This window comes from Streptomyces sp. NPDC004610 (assembly GCF_040609715.1).
Classification (GTDB): domain Bacteria; phylum Actinomycetota; class Actinomycetes; order Streptomycetales; family Streptomycetaceae; genus Streptomyces.
Window position 1 is genome coordinate 334,226 of the sequence record NZ_JBEXLA010000002.1, and the last position, 24,374, is coordinate 358,599.

The window sequence follows — 24,374 nt, forward strand, 5'->3', positions numbered from 1 at the left end:
GACGAACTAGCCCACGCCGCCGGGACGAGCCCACCGCCGCCCGCACCCACCCACACCGCCCGGCCAAACCCACCCGCGCCGTGCGGCAAATCCCCCGCCGGACGCGCGTAGCCACCGCCCGTCACCCGCTCAGCATGGCCACCGCGTACGCCGCCGAGGCCATCGTGATGTGGCGGTGCCAGCCGTTGTAGGAGCGGCCGGTGTAGTCGCGCACCCCCACCCGGTCGGCCACGGAGGTGACCGCGTGGTCGACCCGGCCGCGCAGCCCGGTCAGCCAGGCCAGCTCATAGGGCGCGGCGCGCAGCAGATTGGTGAGCCACAGCTCGCCGGGCCAGGGTCCGCCGCGCGGTCCGGTGCCGAGCAGCAGCAGATCCTGGTGGCGGGCGAGCCGGCCGGGCAGCCGTACCTTCGCCGCGGCGGCGACCCCGGGAGTTCCGGCGCTGCCCGGAGTACGGTCCGGCAGATGTACCGCACGGCGCGGATGGTGCAGCTGATTCATGAGATGACGCGCCGGAAGAATTCCTCGGTCATATGCCTGGTCGATGAGTTTGAAGGTGCTTCCGATCTTCATCAGCGCGGGTATCCGCGTGGCGCGGAAAGCGGCCCGGACGGAAGCGGCGTCGCCGTCCAGGGATTCCATCACCACTGGCCGGGACGGGAGTCCCCAGTCATGCACGACCTCTCGAAACGCGCGCACCATGCATTCCCCGAGAGTTTCCGGCACAGTTCCTTCCGGAACCAGGGCGCGATGGCGGCGGTTCTTGTCGGCCTGCCAGGAGGCGGGCAGATGTAACTGCCAATTCACCGGATAGCAGTATTCCTCCGCGACCGCCCACACCCCGACCGCCTGCTGGGCATTGAGCACTTGGCCCAGCGCGGGAAAGAACTGGCGGTCCACTCCCACCGAGTACTCGCCGGCCTTCGGTATGACCATCGGCTGCACCACCCACGCCTGGGGCGGCGCCACCCTGGTCATATGCCGGGCGAGTGCCCGGCGGAGCGGGGTCCACTCCCAGGTGGAGTCGGAGATGAAGTGATGCAGGCTCTGCTCGGTGGTGGCGCCTCCGACATATGCCGCCACATTCCGGATCGATTTACGGCCCTGAGCCCCCAGCAAGCCCCGCAGATAGGTTGACGCTTTGTGACGCTGGTCACTTCTGGCCAGTGAGGCGAAGAGGGCCGAGCCGAACTCGTCCAGTACCGCGTCCAGCGATGCGAAGGAGCCGTCCCGAACGTCGCCGACGTCCGGCAGGATCCCCGCGTGCGCCACGGTCACATTGCCCATCAGGCTCTCATTTCGTCAGCGCTCCATTAATTGCCTATTCCACGATGCAGCGGGGCCGTTCCTGTGCCCAGGTGCACCGAGCACAGTGTTGACGAGCCGGGGGGTGGCACAGAGGACATGCCTGCTGCTGGGGAAAGCGACCCACGCCGGAGGACGGTCGGGACACCGAACGAAAGTGGAGTACCACTTTCCGCCTGATGTGAAGGAAGCGTCAATTAGACGTCAGCACATTCGCGGGAAATGGATGGTTACGCCTGCGACGGGAAGGCGTGGCCAAGGGGGTGCGCCCTCGGGGGGGCGCCCTCGGAGGGGTGCGCTCTCGGGGTGGGCGGCTCGGGATCCGCGCGAGCCACCCGAGATCCCCTCAGGGGACCCGGGTCCCCGCAGGGTGCCCCGGGATCCGCGCAGGGCACCCCGGCAGCCGCGCGGAGCGCCCGGCACACACGCGCGCGCCCGCGCGCCGACGACCCGAAGGGGGCCGACGGCCCCAGGTCACCGGCGCGCGGGCGCGCACCTCAAGCACCACCCCTCAGCCCCAGCCCGACCCACCCCGAGCCCGGCACCACCCCTCAGCCCCAGCCCGGCCACCCCCGCCCGGCCCTACCCCTCACCCCCACCCCGATCAACCCCGCGACGCACCGGCCCGCGACGCACCGGCCCGCGCCGCGCCTCCGGCGCGCTCCGGGGTGTCCAGGAACGCGCACAGCTCCCCCGCGTCCCGTTCGCTCAGCCGCAGCCCGAAGACGGAGCGCAGGGCCTCGACGGTCCCGGCGGGCGACAGTTCTACCGTCTCGGTGCGCCCGCCGGGGCGGTCGGTGGTCAGCACCGTGTCCCGGAGCCGGTGACGGGCCGTCTCACCGCCGCGCTGGGCGACGAGACGGCCGACGAACGGCGACCCCGGCCGGGTGGAGCTGACATGGTGCGCGGCGAGGAAGTCCACCGCGTACTGCGGTTCGGGCCGGAAGGCGTACAGGTCGAACCAGCCGTCATCGGAGGCCATCCGGAGCACCCAGTGGCCGTCGTCGCGGCCGAGCCGCCAGCGCCAGCCGGCGATGTCCTGGGTGGCGCCCTCGCGCAGCGGGAGGGGTTCGATCAGCCCCGCGTAGCCGTAGCCGGGGTCGGCGAGCCAGACCGTGCCCGGCTCGTCGCGCGCCCGGACCAGCAGGGAGGTGTGGGAGCGGAAGCGGCGTCGGCCGCTGCCCTCCCGGATGCGGGAGAGCAGCCGGGTGACGGCGAACCCGAACCGGTCCAGGGCGGCGGCGAACAGCAGATTGGTCTCGTAGCAGTAGCCGCCGCGGCCCGCGCCGACCAGCTTGCGGGCCACGTCGTCCAGGGCCAGCGAGACCGGGCGGCCGAGCGCGATGTCCACGTTCTCGAAGGTGAAGGTGGACATATGGGCGCGGTGCAGCAGCCGCAGCGCCTCGGTGGTCGGGGCGACGGGCCCGTGGTAGCCGCAGCGCGCGAGATACGCGCCGAGGTCGAGGCGGTCGCTCTCCCACTCCGGGGACCGGTCCACGCCCTCGGGCGGTCCGGTCGGGTACGGCGGGTCCGCGGCGGCGGGTTCGGCGTGGCCCATGTCGTCGTCCTCCTCGGGTGGATGCGGGTCGGCTGCGGGGGAACTGCGCGGGGACCGCAGGGTCCGGGGGGGTACGGGCTACAGCTCCACCCGTACCGCCGCGAGGCTACGGGCTACAGCTCCACGCGTACGTCGTACAGCCGTACCCAGGCGTCGAACTCGACGAGTCGCTCCATGACCGCGCGGGTGCCCCACAGCCCGCCGAGCCCGGCGTAGCTGTCCAGGGGCAGGTCCAGCAGGTGCTGGAGGCCCTCGGCGGGGACCAGGGCGAGGACCGGGGAGCCGGGGCGCAGCAGGGCGGCGACCTTGGCGCGCAGGGCGCTGACGTACTCGATGTCCTGGGTGGACGGGTAGGGGCTCTTCTTGCGCTCCAGGACGGAGTCCGGCAGGACATCCGCGGCGGCGGCGCGCAGCAGGCTCTTCTCCCGGCCGTCGAAGGTCTTCATCGCCCAGGGCACATTGAAGACGTACTCCACCAGGCGGTGGTCGGTGAAGGGGACCCGGACCTCCAGGCCGGCGGCCATGCTGATGCGGTCCTTGCGGTCGAGCAGGAAGTTCTCCCAGCGGCTGATGTTGAGATATGTCAGCTCGCGCATCCGGCGTTCGTCCGCCGCCTCGCCGGGCAGCCGGGGCACTTCGGCGAGGGCCTCGGCGTAGCGTTCCTTGACGTACTCCGTGAGGCCCAGCCGGTCCCACAGGCCGATGTCGTGCATGGTCCGCAGGCCGCCGAGGCGGCGCCAGGCGTCGTGCCAGGGGAAGGTGTCGCCGTTCACGGCCTCCTGGTCGAAGAACCAGTTGTAGCCGCCGAAGAGTTCGTCGGCGGTCTCGCCGGAGAGGGCGACGGTGACGCGCTCCTTGAGGGCGGTGCACAGATGGAGCAGGGAGTGCTCCATGTCGCCGGTGGAGATCGGCAGGTCCTGGCTGCGCAGTACCCGGGTGCGGATGTCCTCGTCCAGGACATCGGCGTTCTCCAGCTCCACCACGATGTGCTCGGCGCCGCAGCGTTCGGCGACCTCGACGGCGTAGGGGGTGTCGGGGTCCATCCAGATGCCGTTGCCGGCGAAGTCGCGGTTCTTGAAGTCGATGGAGAACGCGGCAAGGGGTTCGGTGCGGCCCTGTTCGCGCAGGGTCCTGGCGGCGAAGGCGGTGATGACGCTGGAGTCCAGGCCGCCGGAGAGCAGGGTGCCGACCCGGACGTCGGCGATCAACTGGCGGCGGACGATGTCCAGCAGCAGTTCCCGGACGCGGGCGACGGTGGTGTCCAGGTCGTCGGGGTGCGGCCGGGCCTCCAGCTCCCAGTAGGTGCGGACCCGGTGCCCGGTGCGGCCGAAGCGGACGACGGTGCCGGGGACGACCTCACGCATCCCACGGAAGACGGCGTGGCCCGGGGTGTTGATGATGGCGAAGATCTCGGCGAGGCCCTCGCGGTCCACGACCGCCTCCACCTCGGGGTGGGCGAGGATCGCCTTGGCCTCGGAGCCGAAGAGCACGCCGCCACCGGACAGCGGGTGGTAGAAGAGCGGCTTCACGCCCATCCGGTCGCGGACCAGGAGGAGTTCCTCGGTGCGCGGGTCCCACAGGGCGAGCGCGTACATGCCGTTGAGGCGTTCGGCGAAGTGCTCGCCCCACTCCAGATAGGCGTGCAGCACCACCTCGGTGTCGCTGGTGGTGCGGAACTCATGGCCGAGGGCGGTGAGTTCGTCCTTCAGCTCCAGGTAGTTGTAGACCTCCCCGGTGTAGGAGAGGACCGGCAGGCCGTCGCCGGGGGCGGTGACGTGCATCGGCTGGCGTCCGCCCGCGAGGTCGATGATCGACAGCCGGACATGGCCGAGGACCGCGTGGGGGGCGGCCCACAGTCCCTCGCCGTCCGGGCCGCGGCAGGCCATGGTGGCGGTCATGGCCGCCACCACGGAGTCGTGCTGGGTCAGATCACGGTCGTAGCCGACCCATCCGGCAAGTCCGCACATGGCTGTCCCACATCCTTTGGGGGTTCGTAGGGGTGCTTCGGGGTGGTCAGGGGCAGGGCGGCGGGTGGCCGATCCGGTCCCAGAAGCGCAGCTGGCGTTCCTTGGCGGGTTCGCCGAGGACGGCGATGTCCGCACCGCCGAGGGTCAGGGTGGCGCGTCCGGCGGGGGTGAAGGGCCGCCAGTCGGGGGTGCCGGGGCTGTGCGGGCGCTCGCCGCGGGCGAACGAGGCGACGAGGTCGACGAGGGTGCCGGAGATCCGCCGCTCCAGGGGTCCGTCACCGTAGTGGGGGGCGTTGACGGCCAGCCGGTGCGAGCCGAAGAGGAACTTGGAGGTGGCCTCGTGCGGGGTGCCCCGGTGGGGCGGGCGCACCGGGTGGGCGAACTCGGCGAGATACAGCGGGGACCGGCCGTGCCGGGCGTGCCGTTCGCTCTGGCGCAGGATCTGGTGGCGGAAGAGGCCGTCGCCCCAGATCTCGGTCCACAGCGCGACCGGGTCCTCGGGCAGCCCGTCGGCGACGGCGGCCTCCCGGTAGTGGGCGAGACAGCCCTCCACCAGCGCGTCGGTGACGGTGGCGCGGGTCTTGCGCAGCACCATGGCGACGGCCTCGCGCAGCCCGGCCTCGTCCTCGGGCAGCGGCCCGGGGTAGGGGTAGCCGGGTCCGGTGGTGAAGAAGCTGCCCTCGGTACGGGTGTACAGCACGAGCAGGGGGATGCGGGGGGTCGGCAGTTCATGGTCGTGGCCGCGCATCCAGTGGCCGTCGGGGACGGGCCCCCGGTACTCGCGCCAGCCGGTGAAGGGCCGGTCGGCGGGGTCACCGGCGAACAGTTCCTCCCAGGCGTCCTTGAGGTCGGCGCCGGGCACGCCCCGCAGATCCTCGACCGCGCGGCCGAAGCGGCGGGCCAGCGTGGCGTAGACGGCCCGGGACTCGGCGGGGGTGGTGGTGCTCGCCGGGTTCCAGACGTGCGCGGCGCTGATCGGGACGGCCCGGCGGATCACCGGGGCGAGTTCGGGCAGCAGCGCGAGCTGCCAGGTGCTGGAGCCGCCGGCGGAGGTGCCGGACAGGGTGATGTTCCCGGGGTCGCCGCCGAAGGCCGCGGCGTTGGCCTGGACCCAGCGCAGCAGGGCGGCCTGGTCCTGGAGGCCCCAGTTGCCGAAGGAGCCGGTGCGCGGGTCGGTCAGCGCCTCGTGCAGCCCCCAGCCGAGCAGCCCCAGCCGGTAGTTGAAGGTGACGACGACCAGATCGCCGCGGGCCGCGGGGTGGGCGCCGTCGTAGTCGGGCTCGCTGCCCGCGCCGAGCATCCAGCCGCCGCCGTGGATGTAGACCAGCACGGGGCGGCGGCCCCGGACATCGGGCGTCCAGATGTTGGCGTACAGGCAGTCCTCGGAGGAGCCGGGGAGGTAGTCGGACTGGAGGGAGGGGGCGCCGAAGCGGGTGGCGTCGCGGATGCCGGTCCATGGCTGGGGCGGGACGGGTGAGGCGAAGCGGAGCGGGCCGACGGGGGGTGCCGCGTAGGGGACGCCGCGGAAGACGGTGACCTCGTCGAGCCGTTCCCCGGCGATCCGGCCCTCCGAGGTGCGGACCACCACGGTGTCGCGTCCGCTGCCCGGCGGGGCGGGCGGCCGGGCGCTGCCGGGCGGCAGATCGAGGGAGTGGGGCACGGCTGACTCCTTCGGGAAGTGTCGGGCGGCGGGGGCCGCGGGCGGGTCCTTGTCCCGGTCCTTGTCCGGCACGGTCCTTGTCTGTCCTGGTCCATCTCGTCCCGGGCCATCTCGTCCCGGTCCATCTCGTCCCGGGCCAAGTCGTCCCGGGCCACGGCGGTCACGGTCCTCGTCCCGCACAGGCCCCCGCGCGGCCCCCTCCGCGGATCCCTCGCAAGGGCCCCGGGCCGTCGGGACCGGACCCATGGTGGGGGCGGGCCGGTCCCCCGCCCAACTCCCGGCGGGAAGTCCATCAGGTCGGGCGGACCTGACCTGATGGAGTGCCCCGTACCTGACGTACTGCGCGGTACGGCGTTGGCAGCCGCCGTGGCGCCCCTCCACGATCGGCAGCCAGTGACGGCTGTCCGCCCAGGCCCGCCGTCCCCGGTCCGTGCCCCGCCCGAACGGACCGCCCGCCCCGGCACGGCACGGCACATCCGGCACGGCACGCCCCGGCACCGCCGCGGGACGCCGGCGCGTCCGCCTCCGTCGTCGCGGGGCCGCCCCGGCCGTCACCCGGCCCGCCGGACCGCCCGGCCCACCGGTACCGCACACCGATGTCTGGACCGACGTCATGATCCGGTCATGGCCCGGTCATGACCCCCGTCGTGGAGGACTGCATGGACACTGTCGTACGCGAGGTCCGCAGCAAACCGGCCCTTCAGCAGCCCGGCTGGCCGGACGCCGGCCGGGTCGCCGCGGTGAGCGCGGATCTCGCCGCCCGCGCCCCGCTGGTCTCCCCCGCCGAGATCCGCGCCCTGCGCGGGCTGCTCGCCCAGGTGGCGCGCGGCGACGCCCGGGTGGTGCAGGCCGGTGACTGCGCCGAGGACCCGATGGAGTCGACCGCCAGCTATGTGGCCCGCAAGGCGGGGGTGCTGGATCTGCTCGCCGGGGCGATGAAGATGGTCGCCCACCGGCCCGTGGTCCGGATCGGACGGATCGCGGGCCAGTTCGCCAAGCCCCGTTCCCGGCCCTTCGAGGTGGTGGGCGGCACGGAACTGCCGGTCTTCCGCGGGCACATGGTCAACAGTGCCGAGCCCTCCCCCGACGGCCGGATCCCCGACCCCGCCCGGCTGCTGGTCTGCTACGAGGCCGCCGCCGACATCGTGGGTCATCTGCGGGCGCTGCGCGGCGGCGGACCGGGCGGCGCGGTCGTCGAGCAGCCGGTGTGGACCAGCCATGAGGCACTGCTCCTCGACTACGAACTGCCGCTGCTGCGGCGGGCGGACGGACGGCTGTGGCTGACCTCGGCGCATCTGCCGTGGATCGGTGAGCGAACCCGTGATCTGGACGGCGCGCACATCGAGCTGTTCACCCGGATCGCCAACCCGGTGGCCTGCAAGGTCGGTCCGTCGATGACGGTGACCGAGATCGTGGAGCTGTGCGCGCGGCTGGACCCGGACCGGGAGCCGGGGCGGCTGACCCTGATCGCGCGGATGGGCGCCGACGCGGTGACCGAGGTGCTGCCCCGGCTGGTGGCGGCGGTGGCGGCGGCCGGGCATCCGGTGATCTGGCTGTCGGATCCGATGCACGGCAACACCGTCAGCACCCCGGACGGCCTCAAGACCCGCTATGTGGAGGCGATCGAGCGGGAGGTGCGCGGCTTTCTGCGGGCCGTCCGCCGGGCCGGGGGTGTCGCGGGCGGCGTCCATCTGGAGACCACCCCGGACCACGTCACGGAGTGCGTGCGCAACGCCACGCACGCCGGGCTGGTGGGCCAGAAGTACCTGAGCCACTGCGACCCGCGGCTGACCGCGTCCCAGGCCATCTCCGTCATCGCCTCCTGGGACGAGTGAGCCCCGGGCACCACCCCGCGCCTACCGACGGCAACTCCCGACGGCAGATTCGAAAAGGGGCATCGCCGACGGCATCTCCCATGGCACGTCCGACAGCACTTCCGACGGCACGTCCAACGGCACTTCCGACGGCACGTCCAACGGCACTTCCGACGAAGAAAGGGCCCAGCACATGCACACATCCATCGCACTGGTCACCGGAGCGGGCGGCGGGATCGGCGCCGAGGTGACCCGGCTGCTGGCCGAACGGGGCACCCCGGTCGCCGCCGTCGACCACGACGAGGAACGGCTCGCGGCGACCGTCGCCACGTGCACGGCGGCCGGGCTCCCGGTGCGCGGCTTCCCCGCCGATGTCACCGACAGCAAGTCGGTGGACGACCTGGTGGCCGCCGTCGAGAGCGGGTTCGGGCAGGTGGACCGGCTGGTCAACGCGGCCGGGGTGCTGCGTCTGGGGCCCGTCCTGGAGTTCGGGGACGAGGACTGGGCGGTCACCTTCGCCGTCAATGTCACCGGCGTCCTGCATCTGTGCCGGGCCGTCGTCGCCCGGATGATCCCGCGCGGACGCGGCGCGATCGTCACCGTCAGCTCCAACGCGGCCGGTACGCCCCGCGCCGAGATGGCCGCGTACGCGGCGTCGAAGGCGGCGGCCACCCAGTTCACCAAGTCGCTGGGGCTGGAGGTCGCCGGGTACGGCATCCGCTGCAATGTGGTCGCCCCGGGCTCCACCGACACCCCGATGCTGCGCTCGATGTGGGCGGACGAGGAGGCCGCGCGGCGCACCCTGGACGGCTCCCCCGGTATGTACCGGGTCGGTATCCCGCTGCGCCGGATCGGCCGCCCCTCGGACGTGGCGTACGCGGTGGCCTTCCTGCTCTCCGACGAGGCCGAGCAGATCACCCTGCACGACCTGACCGTGGACGGCGGCGCCTCCCTGGGCGCGTGACCCTCCGCCGCCCCCCGGCATCTCCCTGGGCGCGTGACCTCCCCTCCCCTCACCCCACCGCACCCCACCCCACCCCACCCCACCCCACCCCAGCGACCGTCCACCCCTCACCGACGTAAGGACGACGCCCCGTGACCGGCATCCCTCCCATCGAGCCCTATCCGCTGCCCGAACGCGGCGACCTTCCCCCCAACACCGCCCCCTGGTCCGTCGATCCGCGACGGGCCGTGCTGCTGGTGCACGACATGCAGCGCTACTTCCTGCGACCGCTGCCCGAGGGCATGCGCGAACAGGTCGTCGCCCACACCGAGTTGCTGCTCCGGTACGCCGCGCAGACCCGTATGCCCGTCGCCTACAGCGCGCAGCCGGGCGGCATGAGGCCCGAGGAGCGGGGGCTGCTGCACGCCTTCTGGGGTCCCGGCATGAAGGTGGACCCGGCCGACCGCGAGCTGCCCGCCCGGCTCGCGCCCCGCGACGGCGACTGGCGGATCACCAAGTGGCGCTACAGCGCGTTCGTCCGCTCCGACCTCGCCGAGCGGATGCGGATGCACGGCCGGGACCAATTGCTGCTGTGCGGGGTCTACGCGCATATCGGGCTGCTCGCCACGGCCGTCGACGCGTTCAGCAGGGACATCGAGCCGTTCCTGGTGGCCGACGCGATGGCCGACTTCTCCCAGCGGGAGCACCGGATGGCGGTGGAGTACGCCGCCGCGCGCTGTGCGGTGGTCCTCACCACCAAGGAGGTGGTGGACCGGTGAACGCCGATCCGCTGCGCCAGGTCCTGGGCGACGCCCCGCCGCCGTTCGCCCTGCTGCACCGCCCGCACACCACCGGCGCCGACGGACTCGATGTCCTCGTCGGCGACATCCGCACCGCCCGGCTGCTGGCCGAACTGCCGCTGGGCGGGTCCGGCACCCTCGCGCTGGTCCCGTACCGGCAGATCGCCGAGCGCGGTTTCGCCGGCCCGGCGCACGACGAGACCCCGCTGCTCGCCATGACCGTCACCGACCGGCGCCGCTACCCCGTCGCCGAGGTCCTCGACCGGCTCCCGGACACCCCGCTGATCCTGGCCGACGGCGGTTTCGATCTGGACGACGACCGGTACGCGGAGTTGGTGCGCCGGGTGGTCACCGAGGAGATCGGCACCGGCGAGGGCGCCAACTTCGTGCTCCGGCGCAGCTACCGGGCCCGGGTCGGCGACTGGGGCCCGGACCGGGCGCTCACCCTGTTCCGCCGGCTGCTGGAGCGCGAGTCCGGGGCCTACTGGACGTTCCTGGTGCACACCGGGGACCGCACCCTGGTCGGCGCCAGCCCCGAGCGGCACATCAGTGTGCGCGACGGGCTCGCGGTGATGAACCCGATCAGCGGGACGTACCGCTATCCGCCGACCGGGCCGACGGCGGCCGGGCTGATGGACTTCCTCAAGGATCCCAAGGAGACCGACGAGCTGTACATGGTGGTCGACGAGGAACTGAAGATGATGTCCCGGATCTGCCCCGAGGGCGGCCGGGTCGTGGGCCCGTTCCTGCGGGAGATGGCACGGCTCGCGCACACCGAGTACTTCATCGAGGGCCGCACCGCCCGCGACCCCCGGGACGTGCTGCGCGAGACGCTGTTCGCGCCGACCGTCACCGGCAGCCCGCTGGAGAACGCCTGCCGGGTCATCGCCCGCCACGAGCCGTCCGGGCGCGGCTACTACAGCGGACTGGTCGCCCTGCTCGACCGGGACGTGGCCGGGGGTCACGCCCTGGACTCCTCGATCCTCATCCGCACCGCTGACATCGATGCCGACGGCCATCTGGAGATCGCGGTGGGCGCGACGCTGGTGCGCCACTCCGACCCGTACGCCGAGGCGGCGGAGACCCGGGCCAAGGCGGCGGGTCTGATCGCCGCCTTCGACAGCGCCGCCCACGCTCCCTCCTCCCCCGGGACGGCCCCGGCGCTGGGCGAGCTGCCCGCCGTACGGGAGGCGCTCGCGGAACGCAACACCGCCATGGCCGACTTCTGGCTGGCCCCGATCGAGGAACGGGTGTGGCCGGACGCCGGGCTGGACGGGCGGACGGTGCTGGTGGTGGACGCCGAGGACACCTTCACCGCGATGATCGCCCAGCAGCTCAAGGCCCTCGGCCTGCACGTCACCGTCCGGCCGCACCACGCCCACTTCGAGCCGGAGGGGTACGACCTGACCGTGCTGGGTCCCGGGCCCGGGGATCCGCAGGACGGGGGGCATCCGAAGATCGCGCGGCTGGCGCGGGCGACGGACCGGCTGCTGGACGGCGGGCTGCCGTTCCTCGCGGTGTGCCTGAGCCATCAGGTGCTGAGCCGCCGGCTCGGGCTGCCGCTGATCCGGCGCCGGGTGCCCAACCAGGGGGTGCAGCGGCCCATCGACCTGTTCGGGCGGCACGAGACCGTCGGCTTCTACAACACCTTCGCCGCCGTCTGCCCGGACGACAAGATCGAGGTACCGGGCACCGGGATCGTGGAGGTCAGCAAGGAGCCCGGCTCCGACCAGGTGCACGCCCTGCGGGGGCCGCACTTCGCGTCGATGCAGTTCCATCCGGAGTCCGTGCTGACCCAGGACGGACCGCGCATCCTGCGCGCGCTGCTCACCGGACTACCGCGCCGGACTCCACGACGGGAGGCGGGCCCGAGCCATGGCTGAGACGACGACCGCTGCTTCCGCCCCGGACACCCCGGTGGTGACCTTCTGGTCGGACCTGGGCTGCCCCTGGGCGACGCTGGCGCTGCACACCCTGCACGAGGCGATGGACCGCCTGGCGAGCCCGGTCCTCATCGACCACCGGGCGTTCCCGCTGGAGCTGATCAACCGCGAGTCCACCCCGAAGTTCATCGTGGACGTCGAGGTGAGCACCATCGCCGCCCGCGTCCCCGGGGTCGGCTGGCGCCGCTGGTCCGCGCCCGAGTGGACCTACCCGTCGACCATGCTGCCCCCGATGGAGGCGGTCCAGGCGGCGAAACTGCCCGAGGTGGGCGGGCTCGCCGCGTCCCAGCAGCTCGACCGCGCGCTGCGGCACGCGTTCTACCGGGAGAGCCGCCCGGTCGCCGTGCACCCGGTGATCCTGGAGATCGCCCGCACCTGCGACCTGGTCGACGCCGACGCCCTGGCCGGGGCGCTGGCGCGCGGGGCGGGCCGTGAGGCGGTGTACGCCCAGTTGCGGGAGTCCCTCACCCCGCGGATCCAGGGCAGCCCGCATCTGTTCACCGCGGACGGCTTCGCCGTGCACAACCCGGGTGTGGACAGCCGCTGGACGGACGCGCCGGAGCGGGGCGGGTTCCCGCTGTTCGAGCGGTACGGCACCGACTGGGCGACGGAACTGGTCCGCCGTCTGCGCGGCGCCTCCGGTGGGGAGTCGGGCCCGCCTCCGGACTGACCGGGCGACGCCGGGAGTCGGCGGCCGACGGCATGGGGTGGAAACGGACCCCGGGTCGTCGGCCGTCGTGTGCTCAGAGGAACTACTCGGCGGAACACCCCGCTGCTCAGAGGAACACCCCGCGCGGATCCCACGCCGCCTTCGCCATGCGGGTCTGGAGCCCGGTGCGGCAGTGGGGCGCGTGGGTGCGGTGGTGGGGGGTGCCGGTGGCGGTGGGGGCCGAGGTGCCGCCGGGGCCGTAGGAGAAGGCGTCGAGGGCGATGAGGCTGTCGGTGCAGGTGCCGCCCGGGGCGCACAGGGCGCTGGTGGTGACACTGCACAGCTCGCAGTCGCAGTCGGCCTCCACGGGCAGCAGTCCGGCCGGGTCGGCGGGGGCCGGGGGCAGGGTGTGCCACTGGGCGAGCCAGGGCAGCCGGCGCGGCGGCAGCACCCGGCACCGGTCGGAGAGGGTGAGTCCGGCGGTGAGGGCGGCCCGGTCGGTGCGCAGCGCCTGCTCGGCCTCGGGCACGGCGGAGTCGACATGCAGGGCGAGGACCGCGCCGACCCCGATGTCCCGGCGCGGCCCGGACAGGGCGATCCCGCCGAAGACCGAGCGGTAGGCGGCGCGTGCGTTGGTGTGCGGGCGGTGCTGGCGCCAGCGGCGGTAGTTGTGCAGCAGGGCGGGCAACTGCCGTTGGCCGAGTTCGCCGTTGGGCATGACGACGACGGAGCTGAGCAGCGCGGAGGGCGCCCGGGGCAGCAGCGCGGCCGGGTCGTCGCCGAGGGATCCCGGGGTGCGGAACCAGTACCGGGTGACCAGGCCGATCTGTTCGGCGCCGACGGTGGTGTGGGCCAGCCACAGATCGCGGTGCGGGTCGCCGGGCGCGCCGGTGGCGACGACGGCACGGGTCTGGCCGTAGGCGTCGACGAGGACGACCTCGACCGCGCAGGTGTAGGCGTCGGACAGACCGTGCGGGGCGAGCGGGCGGTGGCAGCCCAGGCCGCAGGGGCGGGGTCCGGCGGCGGGCGGGACGGTCACGCCCCACCGCTGGTAGAGGATGCGCTGCACATCCGCCGGGCGGGCCCCGGCCTCGACGGCGAAGGCGCCGCGCTCGGGGTCGAAGTGGACGGCGTTCATCGCGGAGAGGTCCACGATCGCGCAGGGCGGACGGCGGGCGGTGTCGGGGGCGCCGGTGCGGGCGGCGGCGGAGGAGGCGATGCGGTGGCCTCCGGCGACGGCGGTGGCGACGGCCCGGCGGGCCTGTGCGGTCGAGGAGACGAGGATCCGCCGCGCGACGGGTCCGTCCGCGCTGAGTCCGGGCGGGTGGTCGCAGAGGAGTTCGGGCATGACGGTCCGTTCGGTGGGGGGTGAGAGGAACGGGCGTACTGCGTCGAAGTGCGGGATGGGTGAGAGGAACGGTCGTACTGCGTCGAAGTGCGAGGCGGGCGGGAGGACGGGGCGTGGCGCGTCGGCGATCGGCCGGGCGGGAGAACCGGGCTTGGCACGTCGGCGATCGGGCGGGCGGCTGGGAGAACAGGGCTTGGCGCGTGGGCGATCGGGGCGGGCGGGAGAACAGGGCATAGCGCGTCGAGGTTCGGAATGGGTCGGGGAGCGGCCGTTTCGCGCCGCGCATCGGGAGGGGGTGCGGGTGGGAGAGCGGCCATTTCGCGCCGCGTCTGCGTCGGGGCGGGGAACGCGCGCCGCGCCCCCGTCGGGGCGGGGTACGGGTGGGTGACCGGGCGCCGCCGGGGGATCCCACGGCTCTCGTGGGGCGGCGCCCGGTCACCGGTCCCGGTTATCCGGCGAGCAGCGTGGCGATGGTCGGGCCGAACGCCGCTCCGAGGAGGTAGCAGAGGTTGAACAGGCCGATCGCGGCGGGCCGTTCGGGCTCCCGTACGGCGTCGTTGGCCTGACCGGCGAGGATGCCCTGGCCGGAGGCGGCGGCGATGGACGCGCACGCCTGGGCGACGAGCAGGACCAGCCAGGTGCCGCTGAGCGCGAGGAACGGGGCGACGGCGCCGAGCACCACCAGCACGGAGACCACGGGCCGCCGCCCGAGCGGTCCGGAGGCGGCGACCACGAACCAGGACAGGGCGCCGCCGAACAGCAGCGGCCACACCATGGAGACCCCGATGGTGTCCTTGCTCCAGTCGGTGTGCTCGGTGAGCGCCTCGGGAACCGCGTACATCAGGCCGAAGTTGACGATGGCCAGGGCGAGGGCGATGACCCCGGCGGCGAGGAAGGCGGGCTTGCCGACCACGGACGCCGGGACGAAACCGGTGGGCCGGGAGCGGATGTGCCAGCCGAGCAGCAGCAGGGCGAGGACCGCGCCGATCCCGGCGACGAGCGGGTTCTCGGGGACGAACACCAGGGCGGTGACCAGGGCGGTCAGCAGCAGGGCGCCGAGCGCGTCGAAGCGGTCGGCGCCGTCGTGCCCGGCGGCGGGCCGCTCCGGCACCCGGCCGACGACGGCGAGCACGCCCAGCACGCTGATCAGGGGCAGCGCGAGGGCCGCCCGCCAGGACAGGGCGTCGGCGGCCAGCGAACCGGCCAGCGGGGCGCTGGCGCCGACCACCGCGAGCGAGGCGCTGACGATGCCCATCCGCAGCGGGGAACCGGCCAGGCTCATGGCGATGGAGGTGAGTCCGGCGGTGCCCAGGGCCTGGAGGGCACATCCGGCGACGGCCGCGCCGAGGACGGGGACGCCCAGGACGAGGGCGGCGCCGACGGCGATCTGGACACCGCAGGCGATCAGCGCGAACCGGGTGCCGCGGTGGCGCATGAGCCCGGCCATCAGCGGGGTGCCGACGGCGATGCCCCAGCCGAAGGCGGTGACGCACCAGGCCGCCGCGGACGAGGTGGTGCCGAGGCCGCGGCCGATGTCGTCGAGGACCAGGGCGGGTCCGGCGATGCCGAACGACAACGGGCCCGCCATCAGCGCCAGATAGAGGGCGGGGATGCGTGGGGCGGCGGGGGACGCCGTGCCGGGGGCCTCGGTGAGGTCCGCGGCCGGGGCGCCGGTGGTGGATTCTTGCATCAGTCCTCCCGGACAAGCGGGTCCGGCCGCCCGGCGCGGTGGTGGCCTGCGGCCGTCATCGCCGCACCGGGACCGGACGGGGTGGTTCAGCCCTTGAGGGTGGGGTAGTCGGTGTAGCCGCGGTGGTCGCCGCCGTAGAAGGTGCCCGGGACGATCTCGTTGTAGGGGCCGCCCGCCTTGATGCGGTCCGGCAGATCGGGGTTGGCCAGCCACATCTGGCCCAGGCTGACCGCGTCGGCGAGGCCCTCGCGCAGCGCCTCGGCGGCGACCCGCGGGGTGACGCTGGGCTCCTCGCCGGTGGGGTGCGGGTTGAGGATGAGGGTGCCGGGCCACTCGGCGCGCACGATCCGGGTCACCTCGCGGTGCCCGAACTCCATGACGTGGACATAGGCCAGGTCGAGCGGGACGAGGGCACGGACCAGTGCCCGGTACAGGGTGGCGGGGTCGTTCTCGGCGATGCCCTCGCTGGTGCTGCCGGGCGAGATGCGGATGCCGACCCGCTCGGGGCCGATGGCGTCGCCGACCGCGCGGGCCACCTCGACGGCGAACCGGATCCGGTTCTCCACGGAGCCGCCGTAGGCGTCGGTGCGCAGATTGGTGTTGTCGCCGAGGAACTGGTGGACGAGGTAGCCGTTGGCACCGTGCAGTTCGACGCCGTCGAAGCCGGCCCGGACCGCGTAGCGCGCGGCGGAGACGAAGTCCTCGACGGTCTGGACGATGTCCTCCAGGGTCATCTCCCGGGGGGTGGGGTGGTCCACGGGGCCGTCGGGGGTGAACATCGTGGAGCCGGTGGCGACCGCCGAGGGCGCCACCGGGAGCGCGCCGTCCGGGTAGAGGCTGGGGTGCCCGACCCGGCCGGAGTGCATCAACTGGACGAAGATCCGGCCACCCTTGGCGTGCACGGCCTCGGTCACCACCCGCCAGGCGTCGGCCTGCTCCGGCGAGTGCAGCCCGGGGGTGTCGATATAGCCCTGGCCGATCACGCTGGGCTGGGTGCCCTCGGTGATGATCAGTCCGGCGGCGCCGCGCTGGGAGTAGTACCGGGCGGTGAGCTGGCCCACGGAACGGTCGACCGAGCGGCTCCGGGTCATGGGCGCCATCACCAGCCGGTTCGGCAGCGTCATCTTCCCCAGGCGCAGCGGCTCGAACAGTTCTTGCATGGCACTCCTCCAACGTGATCGGGCACGGTCGTTGCCTTCGGTCACGACGGTAGGAACGCGGGCCCACCGACCGAATCCGTAGGTCTACTGGTCGCCCTACCGGGATCATGGGCGAGTAAAATGCCGGTTACGGTAAGTGCTGCACGACAACGGGCTCGGTAGAGGGGGCTGCGGTGCTGTACGGCAGGACCGGCGCACAGGACAGGCTGGATGAGCTGGTCACCGATGCGATGGCGGGGCGCAGCGGTGCCGTACTGCTGCGCGGCGAGGCCGGTATCGGCAAGACCGTGCTGCTCGACTGGCTGGCGGAGCGGGCCTCGGGGCTGGGGATGCGCGTCCTGCGGGTGCGCGGGATCGAGTACGAGGCGGATCTGGCCTTCGCCGGGCTGTCGCAGCTGGTGTGGCCGGTGCAGCAGCGGCTGGAGGTGCTGCCCGACGCTCAGGCGCACGCGCTGCGGTCGGTACTGGGCAGTGGTGAGGACCGGGGCACGGACCGTTTTCTGACCGGACTCGCGGTGCTGACGCTGCTGGCGGAGCTGGCCGAGGACGGTCCGTTGCTGTGTCTGGTGGACGACGCCCAGTGGCTGGATCAGGCCAGTGCGGAGGCGTTGCTGTTCGCGGCGCGGCGGTTGGGCGCGGAGCGGATCGCGATGGTGCTGGCGGGCCGGGACCCGGCCAAGGAGGACGACGGTCCGGCGCTGGGCGGGCTGAGCGAGCTGCGGCTGTCCCGGCTGGGTACGGAGGACGCGGCGCGGCTGCTCCAGGCCCGGGGGCACGCGGCGGCGCTGAGCGCGCGGGTGATCGCGGAGTCGCTGGGCAATCCGCTGGCGCTGATCGAGTTCGCGACGGTCCGGCGCGACGGCCATCACCATCACGCGCCGCTGCCGGTCGCGGACCGGGTGCTGTCCTGTTTCCGCTCCCAGATCGCCCGGCTGCCGGAGCCCACCCGGCTGATGCTGCTGATCGTGGCGACGGAGGCGCGCGGGGATCTGCGGCATCAGCTGCGGGCGGCGGAGCGGCTCGGGGTCGGGTTCGCGGATCTGGACGCGGCGGAGGCGGCGGGGCTGGTGCAGATGGTGGACGGCGTGCTGTCGTTCCGGCATCCGCTGATCGCCTCGGCGACCTATCAGAACGCGCCACTGGCGCGGCGGATCGCGGTGCACCAGGCGCTGGCGGACCGGGCCGAGGACCCGGACTGCCGGGCCCGGCATCTGGTGGCCCTGACCCCGGAGCCGGACGCGGACATCGCGGGGGAACTCGCGGCGGCCGGTGAGCGGGCCCGCGCCTGCGCGGCGTACGGGGCGGCGGCCCGGCTGTACGAGCACGCGGCGCGGGTGTCGCCGGGCACCCGGCAGCGCGCGGCCCGGCTGGCGACGGCGGCGACGCTGGCGCTGGCCGCGGGGCACTCACCGCTGGCGGGGCGGCTGGCCGGGCAGGCTGAGCAGTTGCCGGCCGATCCGGGCGACCGGGCGCTACTGGCGCGGGTACGGGCGGCGGTACTGGTGGACGACAACGATCTGCGGGGCGCGGGCCGCCATCTGCTGGACGAGGCCCGCCGTACGACGGCGGGGGACGCGCCGGGGCTGCTGGTGGCCGCCGCGCAGCACGGCTGGCTGGCCTCGGACGGCTCGCTGGTGCGGGCCTCGGCGGCCCGGCTGGCCGCGCTGGAGCGGCAGGAGCCGCTGGCGCAGGGCCTGGCGGCGCTGTGCGACGGCGACTACGCGTTCGCGCTGCCGACGCTCACCGAGTCGCTGAAGCGGCAGCTGACCGCGCTCACCGACTCCGCCGAGGGCGGCGGGGGCGAACAGCGTTCCGGGGTCGGGCAGTTGGCGATCACGGGCGCCTTCGCGATCGGTGACGACACGGCGGCGCTGGCCTTGGCGACGGCGGAGGTGGCGCGCTGCCGCGACGGGGGGCTGATCGGGGAGCTGCCGCAGGCGCTGGAGGCGCTCAGCCAGGTGCAGGCGGTGCTGGGGCAGCACCGGGACGCGCGGGCGGCCATCGCCGAGGGCAAGGAGATCGCCGGGGACACCGGCCAACTGCACCGGCTGGCCCGGCTGTACGGGGTGGAGGCGCGGCTCGCGGCCGTCGAGGGCGACGAGGAGCACTGCCGCCGGCTGGTGGAGGAAGCGCCCCGGCGTTCGCTGGGCGAGATCGAGCGGGCGCTGGTCCTGCTGGATCTGGGGCTCGGCCGGTACATGTCCGCGCTGGAGCGGGTGGCGCCGCCCGCGCACGGCCCGGAGCGGGTGGGCTGGCTGGCCACGTCCGTGGCCGCCGACCAGATCGAGGCCGCGGTCCGGCTGGGGACGCCGGAGGCGGTCGAGGGCCATGTGATCGCCCTGGAGTCATGGACGCTGTCGGGTGCGGCGCCCTGGACGCATGCGGTGGCGGCCCGCTGCCGGGCCCTGCTCAGCGATCGCGCCGACGACTGGGCGCGGGCGCTGCGGCTGCCCGGGGAGGGCGGGCGCCCCTTCGAGCGGGCCCGTACCGAGCTGCTGTACGGGGAGTGGCTGCGGCGCTCCCGGCGGCGCGGCGAGGCCCGGGATCCGCTGCGTTCGGCGCTGGCGATCTTCGAGCGGCTGCACGCGGAGCCCTGGGCGGCGCGGGCGCGTGCGGAGCTGGAGCTGACCGGGGAGACGGTCAGCACGGCCCAGGCGACCGCGCAGAAGCTCGCGGACCGGCTGACGCCGCAGGAGTTGCAGGTGGTGCGGCTGGCGGCGGGTGGCAACAGCAGCCGCCAGATCGCCGCGCAGCTCTTCCTCAGCCCCCGCACGGTGGAGCACCACCTCTACAAGGCGTACCCGAAGCTGGGTGTGGGTTCACGGCGGGAACTGGCGGGCCTGGACCTGACCTGACCTGACGCTAGGCGGCGGGCGCGCAGTCGAGCCGGGCGTCCGCCCAGTCGGCGTGGTCGTAGCCGCTGCCGTCGCCGCCGTCGGTGACGACCAGGCGCAGGGTGGTCGCCCCGGTGAGGTCCACCTCGGCGGGGACGGCCGGGTCGCTCCCGCCCAGGGGCGGGCTCTGCCACCGCCGTTGGCCGTCGGCCCACACCTCGAAGACGACCTTGCCGTACGGGGCGGCCTCGGCGTCGATGCCGACGGTCGCGGTGAACCGGGTGCAGGCCGCGCCGAGATGGACGGCGGCCGACGAGGGGGCGTGCACCCCGAGGCCCTTGGCGTAGGTGGTGGTGCCGAGGGTGAGGGGGCGGCCGTCGCGGGCGGACTGCTCGCCGTTGCTGCGGTCGCGTTCGACCGGCCCCCAGCCGTTGGCGGTCTCGCCGACGAACGGCAGATCGCTCACCCAGGGCCGCCCGGTGGGCGCGTCCGGTGCCGGACCGACTTGCACGGTCAGGGAGTTGGAGCGGACCCGTTCGCCGTCGATACGGGCGTGGGCGGTGACGGTGGTCCGCCCGGTGCCGGTCGCGGTGAGGCGTCCCGCGCGGTCCACGGTGGCGACGGAAGGGTGCGAGCTGGTGTAAGTGACGGTCACGGGCGCGCTGGTGATCCGGTCGGCGTTGAGCGCGAGTGAGTCGCGGGCGGTGACCTCGGTGACGGGCATCCGGTCGGTGTCGACCCGTCTGTTGAAGCCGTCGGCGTAGGTGTTGCCGGTGAGGGTGATGTCATCGGCTCCGCTGAAGGTGAACAGCGGGTCGGTGCTGCTCGCGGGGGGTGCGTCGGTGCCCAGGGTGGCGGTGGCGCCGACGTACAGCGGCCGGTCGGGGCCGGTCAGACGGAGCCGGTCGTAGCGGCGGACGGTGTTGTCGCGGAAGGTGAGATCGCCGACGCCCCGGCCGGAGACGAGGGTGCCGGAGGTGAGGCGGAAGAGGTTGTCCTCGATGAGGACGTTGCGGTGGACGGGGCGGCCGGGGACGGTGACCTCGTTGGTGGGGTCGAAGGCGATGACGGGGCTCGCCGGGCGGTCGAAGACATTGCGCCGGATGACCACGTCCCGGACGGGTCCGGACTCGTACCAGGAGCGGGCGTCGGAGGAGATGTAGATGCTGGACATGGTCATCCCGTCGAACCGGTTGTCCTCGATGCGCACCGGGCCCCGGGTGGTGACGAGGATGCCCCGGGTGGGGACCGCGCGGAAGGTGTTGCCGCTGATCTCCACGGCGGGGGTGTAGGTGATGTTCTCGGCGGCGTGGTCACCGGGGGCGGCGGCCACCGCGGCGGGCACGGGCCGGTCGACGGTGACGGTCATGGTCCGCAGATGGGTCTCGGGGTCGGCCCCGGCCGGGACACCGCGCCCGGAGGGCCCGTCGACGGACTCGACGGTGGCGGTCGTGCCGGGTACGGCCAGCATGGTGCTGCGGCTGACCAGTTCGAGCCGGTCGCCGGGGTAGAACTGCGGGAATCCCGAGGTCTGGTCGTGCTGGTACCGCAGGGTCAGGGTCCGCCGGTCGGCGCTGACCGCACTCACCTGGAGATAGGTGCCGTGGATGTTGATGGGGTCGTCCTGCGGATTGTCGAAGCGGCTGTCGGTGATCCGTACGGTGCCCTTGACCCCGGACATCTGGATGTGGTCGGCGAAACCCGAGGTGACGCGTCCGGTGGCGCGGTCGGCGCGGAAGTCGACCGAGTCGACGGTGATGTCCTCGCTGAACTGCCCGACCAGACCGAACCCATGGAGGTAGCCGAGGCGCAGATGGTCGACGGTCACCCGGGCCGACTCCCAGAACAGGGCGCCCGGGGTGTCCCGGGTGGTCTCCCGCATCACATACACCTGCCTCTGGTCGGTGGGCCGGGTGCCGCTGCGGTACTCGATCCTCAGCCGGTCACCGCCGAGGTCGGTGATCCGGGCGACATTCTCGAAGACCGGGTTCCCGACGCGCCGGGTGCGGTCGGTGGCCGGGTCGTACACCTGGGCGTAGTCGAAGGAGTCGAGGCCGGTCCAGTAGGGCTCGCCGGTCACCGGGCTGCGCTCGCCCGACCAGCGCACGGAGGTGCCCTCCACGCTGTAGGTGTAGGTGCCGGGGACCGAGATCACCCGGTAGGCGCCGTCGTCGGTGACCCCGGTCTCGGTCACCGTGATGTCGACGGTCTTGGGCGCGACCCAGTCCTGAGTGAAGTGGGTGAACCGGACATCGGTCGAGCGGATCGCCGCGAACAGGGTCTGGTATCCGTGCGCGAGCAGGGTGGCGCCGCCGCCGTCGACCACGACATCGTGCATGTCCTCGATGAGGATCGCGATGTTCTTCGTCCGGTACCGCTGGTCGGCGCCGACCGTGTTGCTGACGTACAGCTCCCGCTTCGGGGTGCGCTCGGGGTAGATCTGGTACGTGCCGGGCGCGAAGTGCACGGTCGTGGGGCGGCGCAGGGACTTGGCGTGCTCGACGGCGGCGGCGATCGCGGCGGCCGAGTCGGCCCGCCCGGTGGGGTCGGCGCCGAAGTCGGTGACTTCCACGACGGTCCGCTTGCCCGCCATAGATCCGATGTCTTGGCCGGCCCTGCTGTCCTGGACGGCCGAGGCGGGCGCCACGGCACCGAGCAGCGCGAGACCTGCGGCCCCGCAACCGGCGACCATGGCCCGGTATTTCCTGCGGAGGGCGGATCGGGCGGCCGATAGCTGCACAGCTCTCATGGCATCCCCTTGGACGGGCCGGGACATCGGACCACTGAATGCCATGGAAGATAGGTTCAACTCACCAGAAGCACAAGAGAAACAACAAGAACGCACAGGGGGGAAGGATTCAAGGTCCCTCCAAGGTTCACCGCAGCCCGACGCGGGACGCTGGGCATGCGCCGGGGGCAACGGGGGAGCGGGGCCGCGGCGCCGGGGACGGGTGGGGGTACGGGGGACCCGCCTCCGGCGCCGTCGCGGTGCGTTCGGCGGGGGGGTGGTTTGATGCGCGTGGCGTGAGCGGCGGGGGGCGGCCCGATGCGCGCGGCCCGCGGGTTCGGCGCCGTCGCGGTGCGTTTGGCGGGGGGGGTCTGATGCGCATGGCGTGAGCGGCGCGGGTGGCGATGTCCCGCGCTCGCGCTGCCTCGGCGGGCTCCGTGGGTGGGTGGTCACCGTGAGGCGAGGGTGCGGCGGGGTGCGCCGGCGAGGAGCGGTGCGGGGGACATCCCCGCACGGGTCGGCCCGATGCGCGCGGCCACCGCCGACGGGTCTCAGGTCAGGCCGGAGACGCCCCGCGCGGCGGGTCCCCGGCGTCAGGCCGCCCGGTGGCGGCTCAGGTCGGCGCGGAGCGCGGCGAGGTCGGCGCCGGTCGCGGAGAGCAGCGCGGCGATCCCCGCGCGGGGGCCCGGCTCCTCTCCCCCCTCCGCTGCCGACCGGTCGTCGAGCAGCGCGGCGAGCAGATGGACCGTACCGACCGTCGGCGAACCGCTCTCCGCGGCGATCAGCCGGGCCACCGCCACGACCCGCTCGGCGGCGCCGGTCAGCACCCCCGGCCCACCCTCGGCGCCCACCCCGGACGGCACCGACCGCACCACCTGGGCCAGGGACGCCTGATCCACCCCGTGCCCGCGCAGCAGCCCGGCGGCGGAGTTGACCTCGGCGAGCGGCGCCGGGAACTCGTACCCGGCCACATGCATCGCCCGGTCCAGGGCGAGGATCCCCAGCAGGAGGTCCACCCGTTCGGCGGCGGCGTGCCCGGACCGGATCGCCTGCCGGATGGCCTCGGTACCGACCGCCATCACCACCGGGGAGCCATTGACCGTGGAACCGGCGGTCCAGGAGGTGAAGGCCCGGGTCAGCGCGCTGCCGCCGCCGAACACACCCGCCCGCCGCAGCAGGGTGACACCGCCGGACTCGGGGCGTGCGGTGTCGGTCCGGGTCACCCGCGCGTCGGCGGCCCGGGTGTCCAGGGCGTCGAGGGCGGTCGCGGTGGCGGCCGGGTCGAGCCGTTCCAGTGTCATGGCCTCATGGGCCCGGGTGCCCGGAGCCAGCAGGGCGCGCGCCACATGCCGGGGGCGTACGGAGAGGCTGCCCTCGGCGCGGGCGGCGCCCAGCGCGGTCAGCAGGCAGTCGCGCAGCGCGCCGCTCATACCGGGCAGTTCACGGCCGGGCCCGGCCTCGGCACCGCGCGCGGCGAGGGTGTGACGCCAACGGGCCTCACGCCAGGCGGCGTCGGTCTCCCACTCGTCCTCGGAGCGGCGCACAACTGTGTCACTCCCGCTCCCGCTGTCGCTGTCGTCGGCGGAGACCCACCCCCGCCCGGCCTGGGCCCGGATCCGGCCACCGAGCGCACCCGACTCGCGGATGCCAGGGGCGACGGCGTCACTGACATCGGTGCCCCCCAGGGCCACCTGCTCCAGCAGGGTGTCGGTACCCACAACGTCCGACTCACCCCGGACAGCCCGGCGCAGCGCCGCCACCAGCAATGTCATGACATCCGGCGCCAACTCCGTCGCCGCCCCGGACGCGGCCGTGGCACGGTCGGTGGTGTTCCTCATGGGTCCCCTCGGTCGCCTGTCGGTGTCACAGGTCCCGCCGCGGCGGTGGTCAGGTGTCGCGGCACGGTCTGGCGGTGTGTGAGACGGGTGCGGTGAGCGGTGCGTTGCGTGGACCCCATGCCCGGTACAGGACGGAGAC

The 24,374-nt window shown here is 73.7% G+C and carries 15 protein-coding genes; 6 read left to right on the forward strand and 9 right to left on the reverse strand.

Features of this window, described 5'->3' with window-relative positions; genetic code table 11:
• Nucleotides 1-121: 121 nt before the first annotated feature.
• The 4 genes from ABZX40_RS03520 to ABZX40_RS03535 all read right to left on the reverse strand — a co-directional run bounded on the left by ABZX40_RS03520 (nucleotide 122) and on the right by ABZX40_RS03535 (nucleotide 6,488).
• Nucleotides 122-1,285 (reverse strand): transposase, encoded by a 1,164-nt coding sequence (locus tag ABZX40_RS03520; RefSeq protein ID WP_355731348.1) that lies wholly within the window; start codon nucleotides 1,283-1,285, stop codon nucleotides 122-124.
• 622 nt (nucleotides 1,286-1,907) lie between these two features.
• Entirely contained in the window at nucleotides 1,908-2,861 is a 954-nt protein-coding gene (locus tag ABZX40_RS03525) for an arylamine N-acetyltransferase (protein ID WP_355731346.1), read from the reverse strand.
• A 113-nt stretch (nucleotides 2,862-2,974) separates the two neighbouring features.
• Entirely contained in the window at nucleotides 2,975-4,828 is a 1,854-nt protein-coding gene (gene asnB / locus ABZX40_RS03530; protein WP_355731344.1) for an asparagine synthase (glutamine-hydrolyzing), read from the reverse strand.
• Between the two features lie 46 nt (nucleotides 4,829-4,874).
• Nucleotides 4,875-6,488: a carboxylesterase family protein gene (locus tag ABZX40_RS03535; protein WP_355731342.1), complete on the reverse strand. Its 1,614-nt coding sequence runs from the start codon at nucleotides 6,486-6,488 to the stop codon at nucleotides 4,875-4,877.
• A gap of 659 nt (nucleotides 6,489-7,147) precedes the next feature.
• On the opposite strand from ABZX40_RS03535, the gene ABZX40_RS03540 reads away from it, so the two are divergent.
• The 5 genes from ABZX40_RS03540 to ABZX40_RS03560 all read left to right on the forward strand — a co-directional run bounded on the left by ABZX40_RS03540 (nucleotide 7,148) and on the right by ABZX40_RS03560 (nucleotide 12,658).
• Nucleotides 7,148-8,323 carry a 3-deoxy-7-phosphoheptulonate synthase gene (locus tag ABZX40_RS03540; RefSeq protein ID WP_355731340.1) on the forward strand — a complete coding sequence of 392 codons (1,176 nt, stop codon included), beginning with the start codon at nucleotides 7,148-7,150 and terminating at the stop codon, nucleotides 8,321-8,323.
• 172 nt (nucleotides 8,324-8,495) lie between these two features.
• The gene (locus ABZX40_RS03545; protein ID WP_355731338.1) at nucleotides 8,496-9,266 is read left to right on the forward strand and encodes a 2,3-dihydro-2,3-dihydroxybenzoate dehydrogenase; all 771 of its coding nucleotides are present in this window, start codon (nucleotides 8,496-8,498) and stop codon (nucleotides 9,264-9,266) included.
• 131 nt (nucleotides 9,267-9,397) lie between these two features.
• Nucleotides 9,398-10,024: an isochorismatase family protein gene (locus ABZX40_RS03550; protein ID WP_355731336.1), complete on the forward strand. Its 627-nt coding sequence runs from the start codon at nucleotides 9,398-9,400 to the stop codon at nucleotides 10,022-10,024.
• Nucleotides 10,021-11,928 carry an anthranilate synthase family protein gene (locus ABZX40_RS03555; protein ID WP_355731334.1) on the forward strand — a complete coding sequence of 636 codons (1,908 nt, stop codon included), beginning with the start codon at nucleotides 10,021-10,023 and terminating at the stop codon, nucleotides 11,926-11,928. The genes ABZX40_RS03550 and ABZX40_RS03555 overlap by 4 nt, the downstream gene beginning before the upstream one ends.
• Entirely contained in the window at nucleotides 11,921-12,658 is a 738-nt protein-coding gene (locus tag ABZX40_RS03560; RefSeq protein ID WP_355731332.1) for a DsbA family protein, read from the forward strand. The genes ABZX40_RS03555 and ABZX40_RS03560 overlap by 8 nt, the downstream gene beginning before the upstream one ends.
• 106 nt (nucleotides 12,659-12,764) lie before the next feature.
• Here the strand turns inward: ABZX40_RS03560 and ABZX40_RS03565 are convergent, their stop codons facing one another.
• The 3 genes from ABZX40_RS03565 to ABZX40_RS03575 all read right to left on the reverse strand — a co-directional run bounded on the left by ABZX40_RS03565 (nucleotide 12,765) and on the right by ABZX40_RS03575 (nucleotide 16,835).
• The gene (locus tag ABZX40_RS03565; protein ID WP_355731330.1) at nucleotides 12,765-13,985 is read right to left on the reverse strand and encodes a hypothetical protein; all 1,221 of its coding nucleotides are present in this window, start codon (nucleotides 13,983-13,985) and stop codon (nucleotides 12,765-12,767) included.
• Nucleotides 13,986-14,433: 448 nt separating this feature from the next.
• Nucleotides 14,434-15,675 (reverse strand): MFS transporter, encoded by a 1,242-nt coding sequence (locus ABZX40_RS03570; RefSeq protein ID WP_355731328.1) that lies wholly within the window; start codon nucleotides 15,673-15,675, stop codon nucleotides 14,434-14,436.
• Nucleotides 15,676-15,761: 86 nt separating this feature from the next.
• Nucleotides 15,762-16,835, reverse strand: coding sequence for an alkene reductase (locus ABZX40_RS03575; RefSeq protein WP_355731326.1), 1,074 nt, complete (start codon nucleotides 16,833-16,835; stop codon nucleotides 15,762-15,764).
• Nucleotides 16,836-17,008: 173 nt separating this feature from the next.
• Here ABZX40_RS03575 and ABZX40_RS03580 point away from each other — a divergent pair, with 173 nt between their 5' ends.
• A complete protein-coding gene (locus ABZX40_RS03580) occupies nucleotides 17,009-19,690 on the forward strand; it encodes an AAA family ATPase (protein WP_355731324.1) in 2,682 nt (893 codons plus the stop codon).
• A 7-nt stretch (nucleotides 19,691-19,697) separates the two neighbouring features.
• Here ABZX40_RS03580 and ABZX40_RS03585 read toward each other — a convergent pair whose 3' ends face one another.
• Both ABZX40_RS03585 and ABZX40_RS03590 read right to left on the reverse strand, forming a co-directional pair.
• Nucleotides 19,698-22,418, reverse strand: a complete 2,721-nt coding sequence (locus ABZX40_RS03585; RefSeq protein WP_355731322.1) for an NPCBM/NEW2 domain-containing protein — start codon at nucleotides 22,416-22,418, stop codon at nucleotides 19,698-19,700.
• A gap of 572 nt (nucleotides 22,419-22,990) precedes the next feature.
• Complete coding sequence (locus ABZX40_RS03590; protein ID WP_355731320.1) at nucleotides 22,991-24,235, reverse strand: Clp protease N-terminal domain-containing protein; 1,245 nt, start codon at nucleotides 24,233-24,235, stop codon at nucleotides 22,991-22,993.
• Nucleotides 24,236-24,374 lie beyond the last annotated feature (139 nt).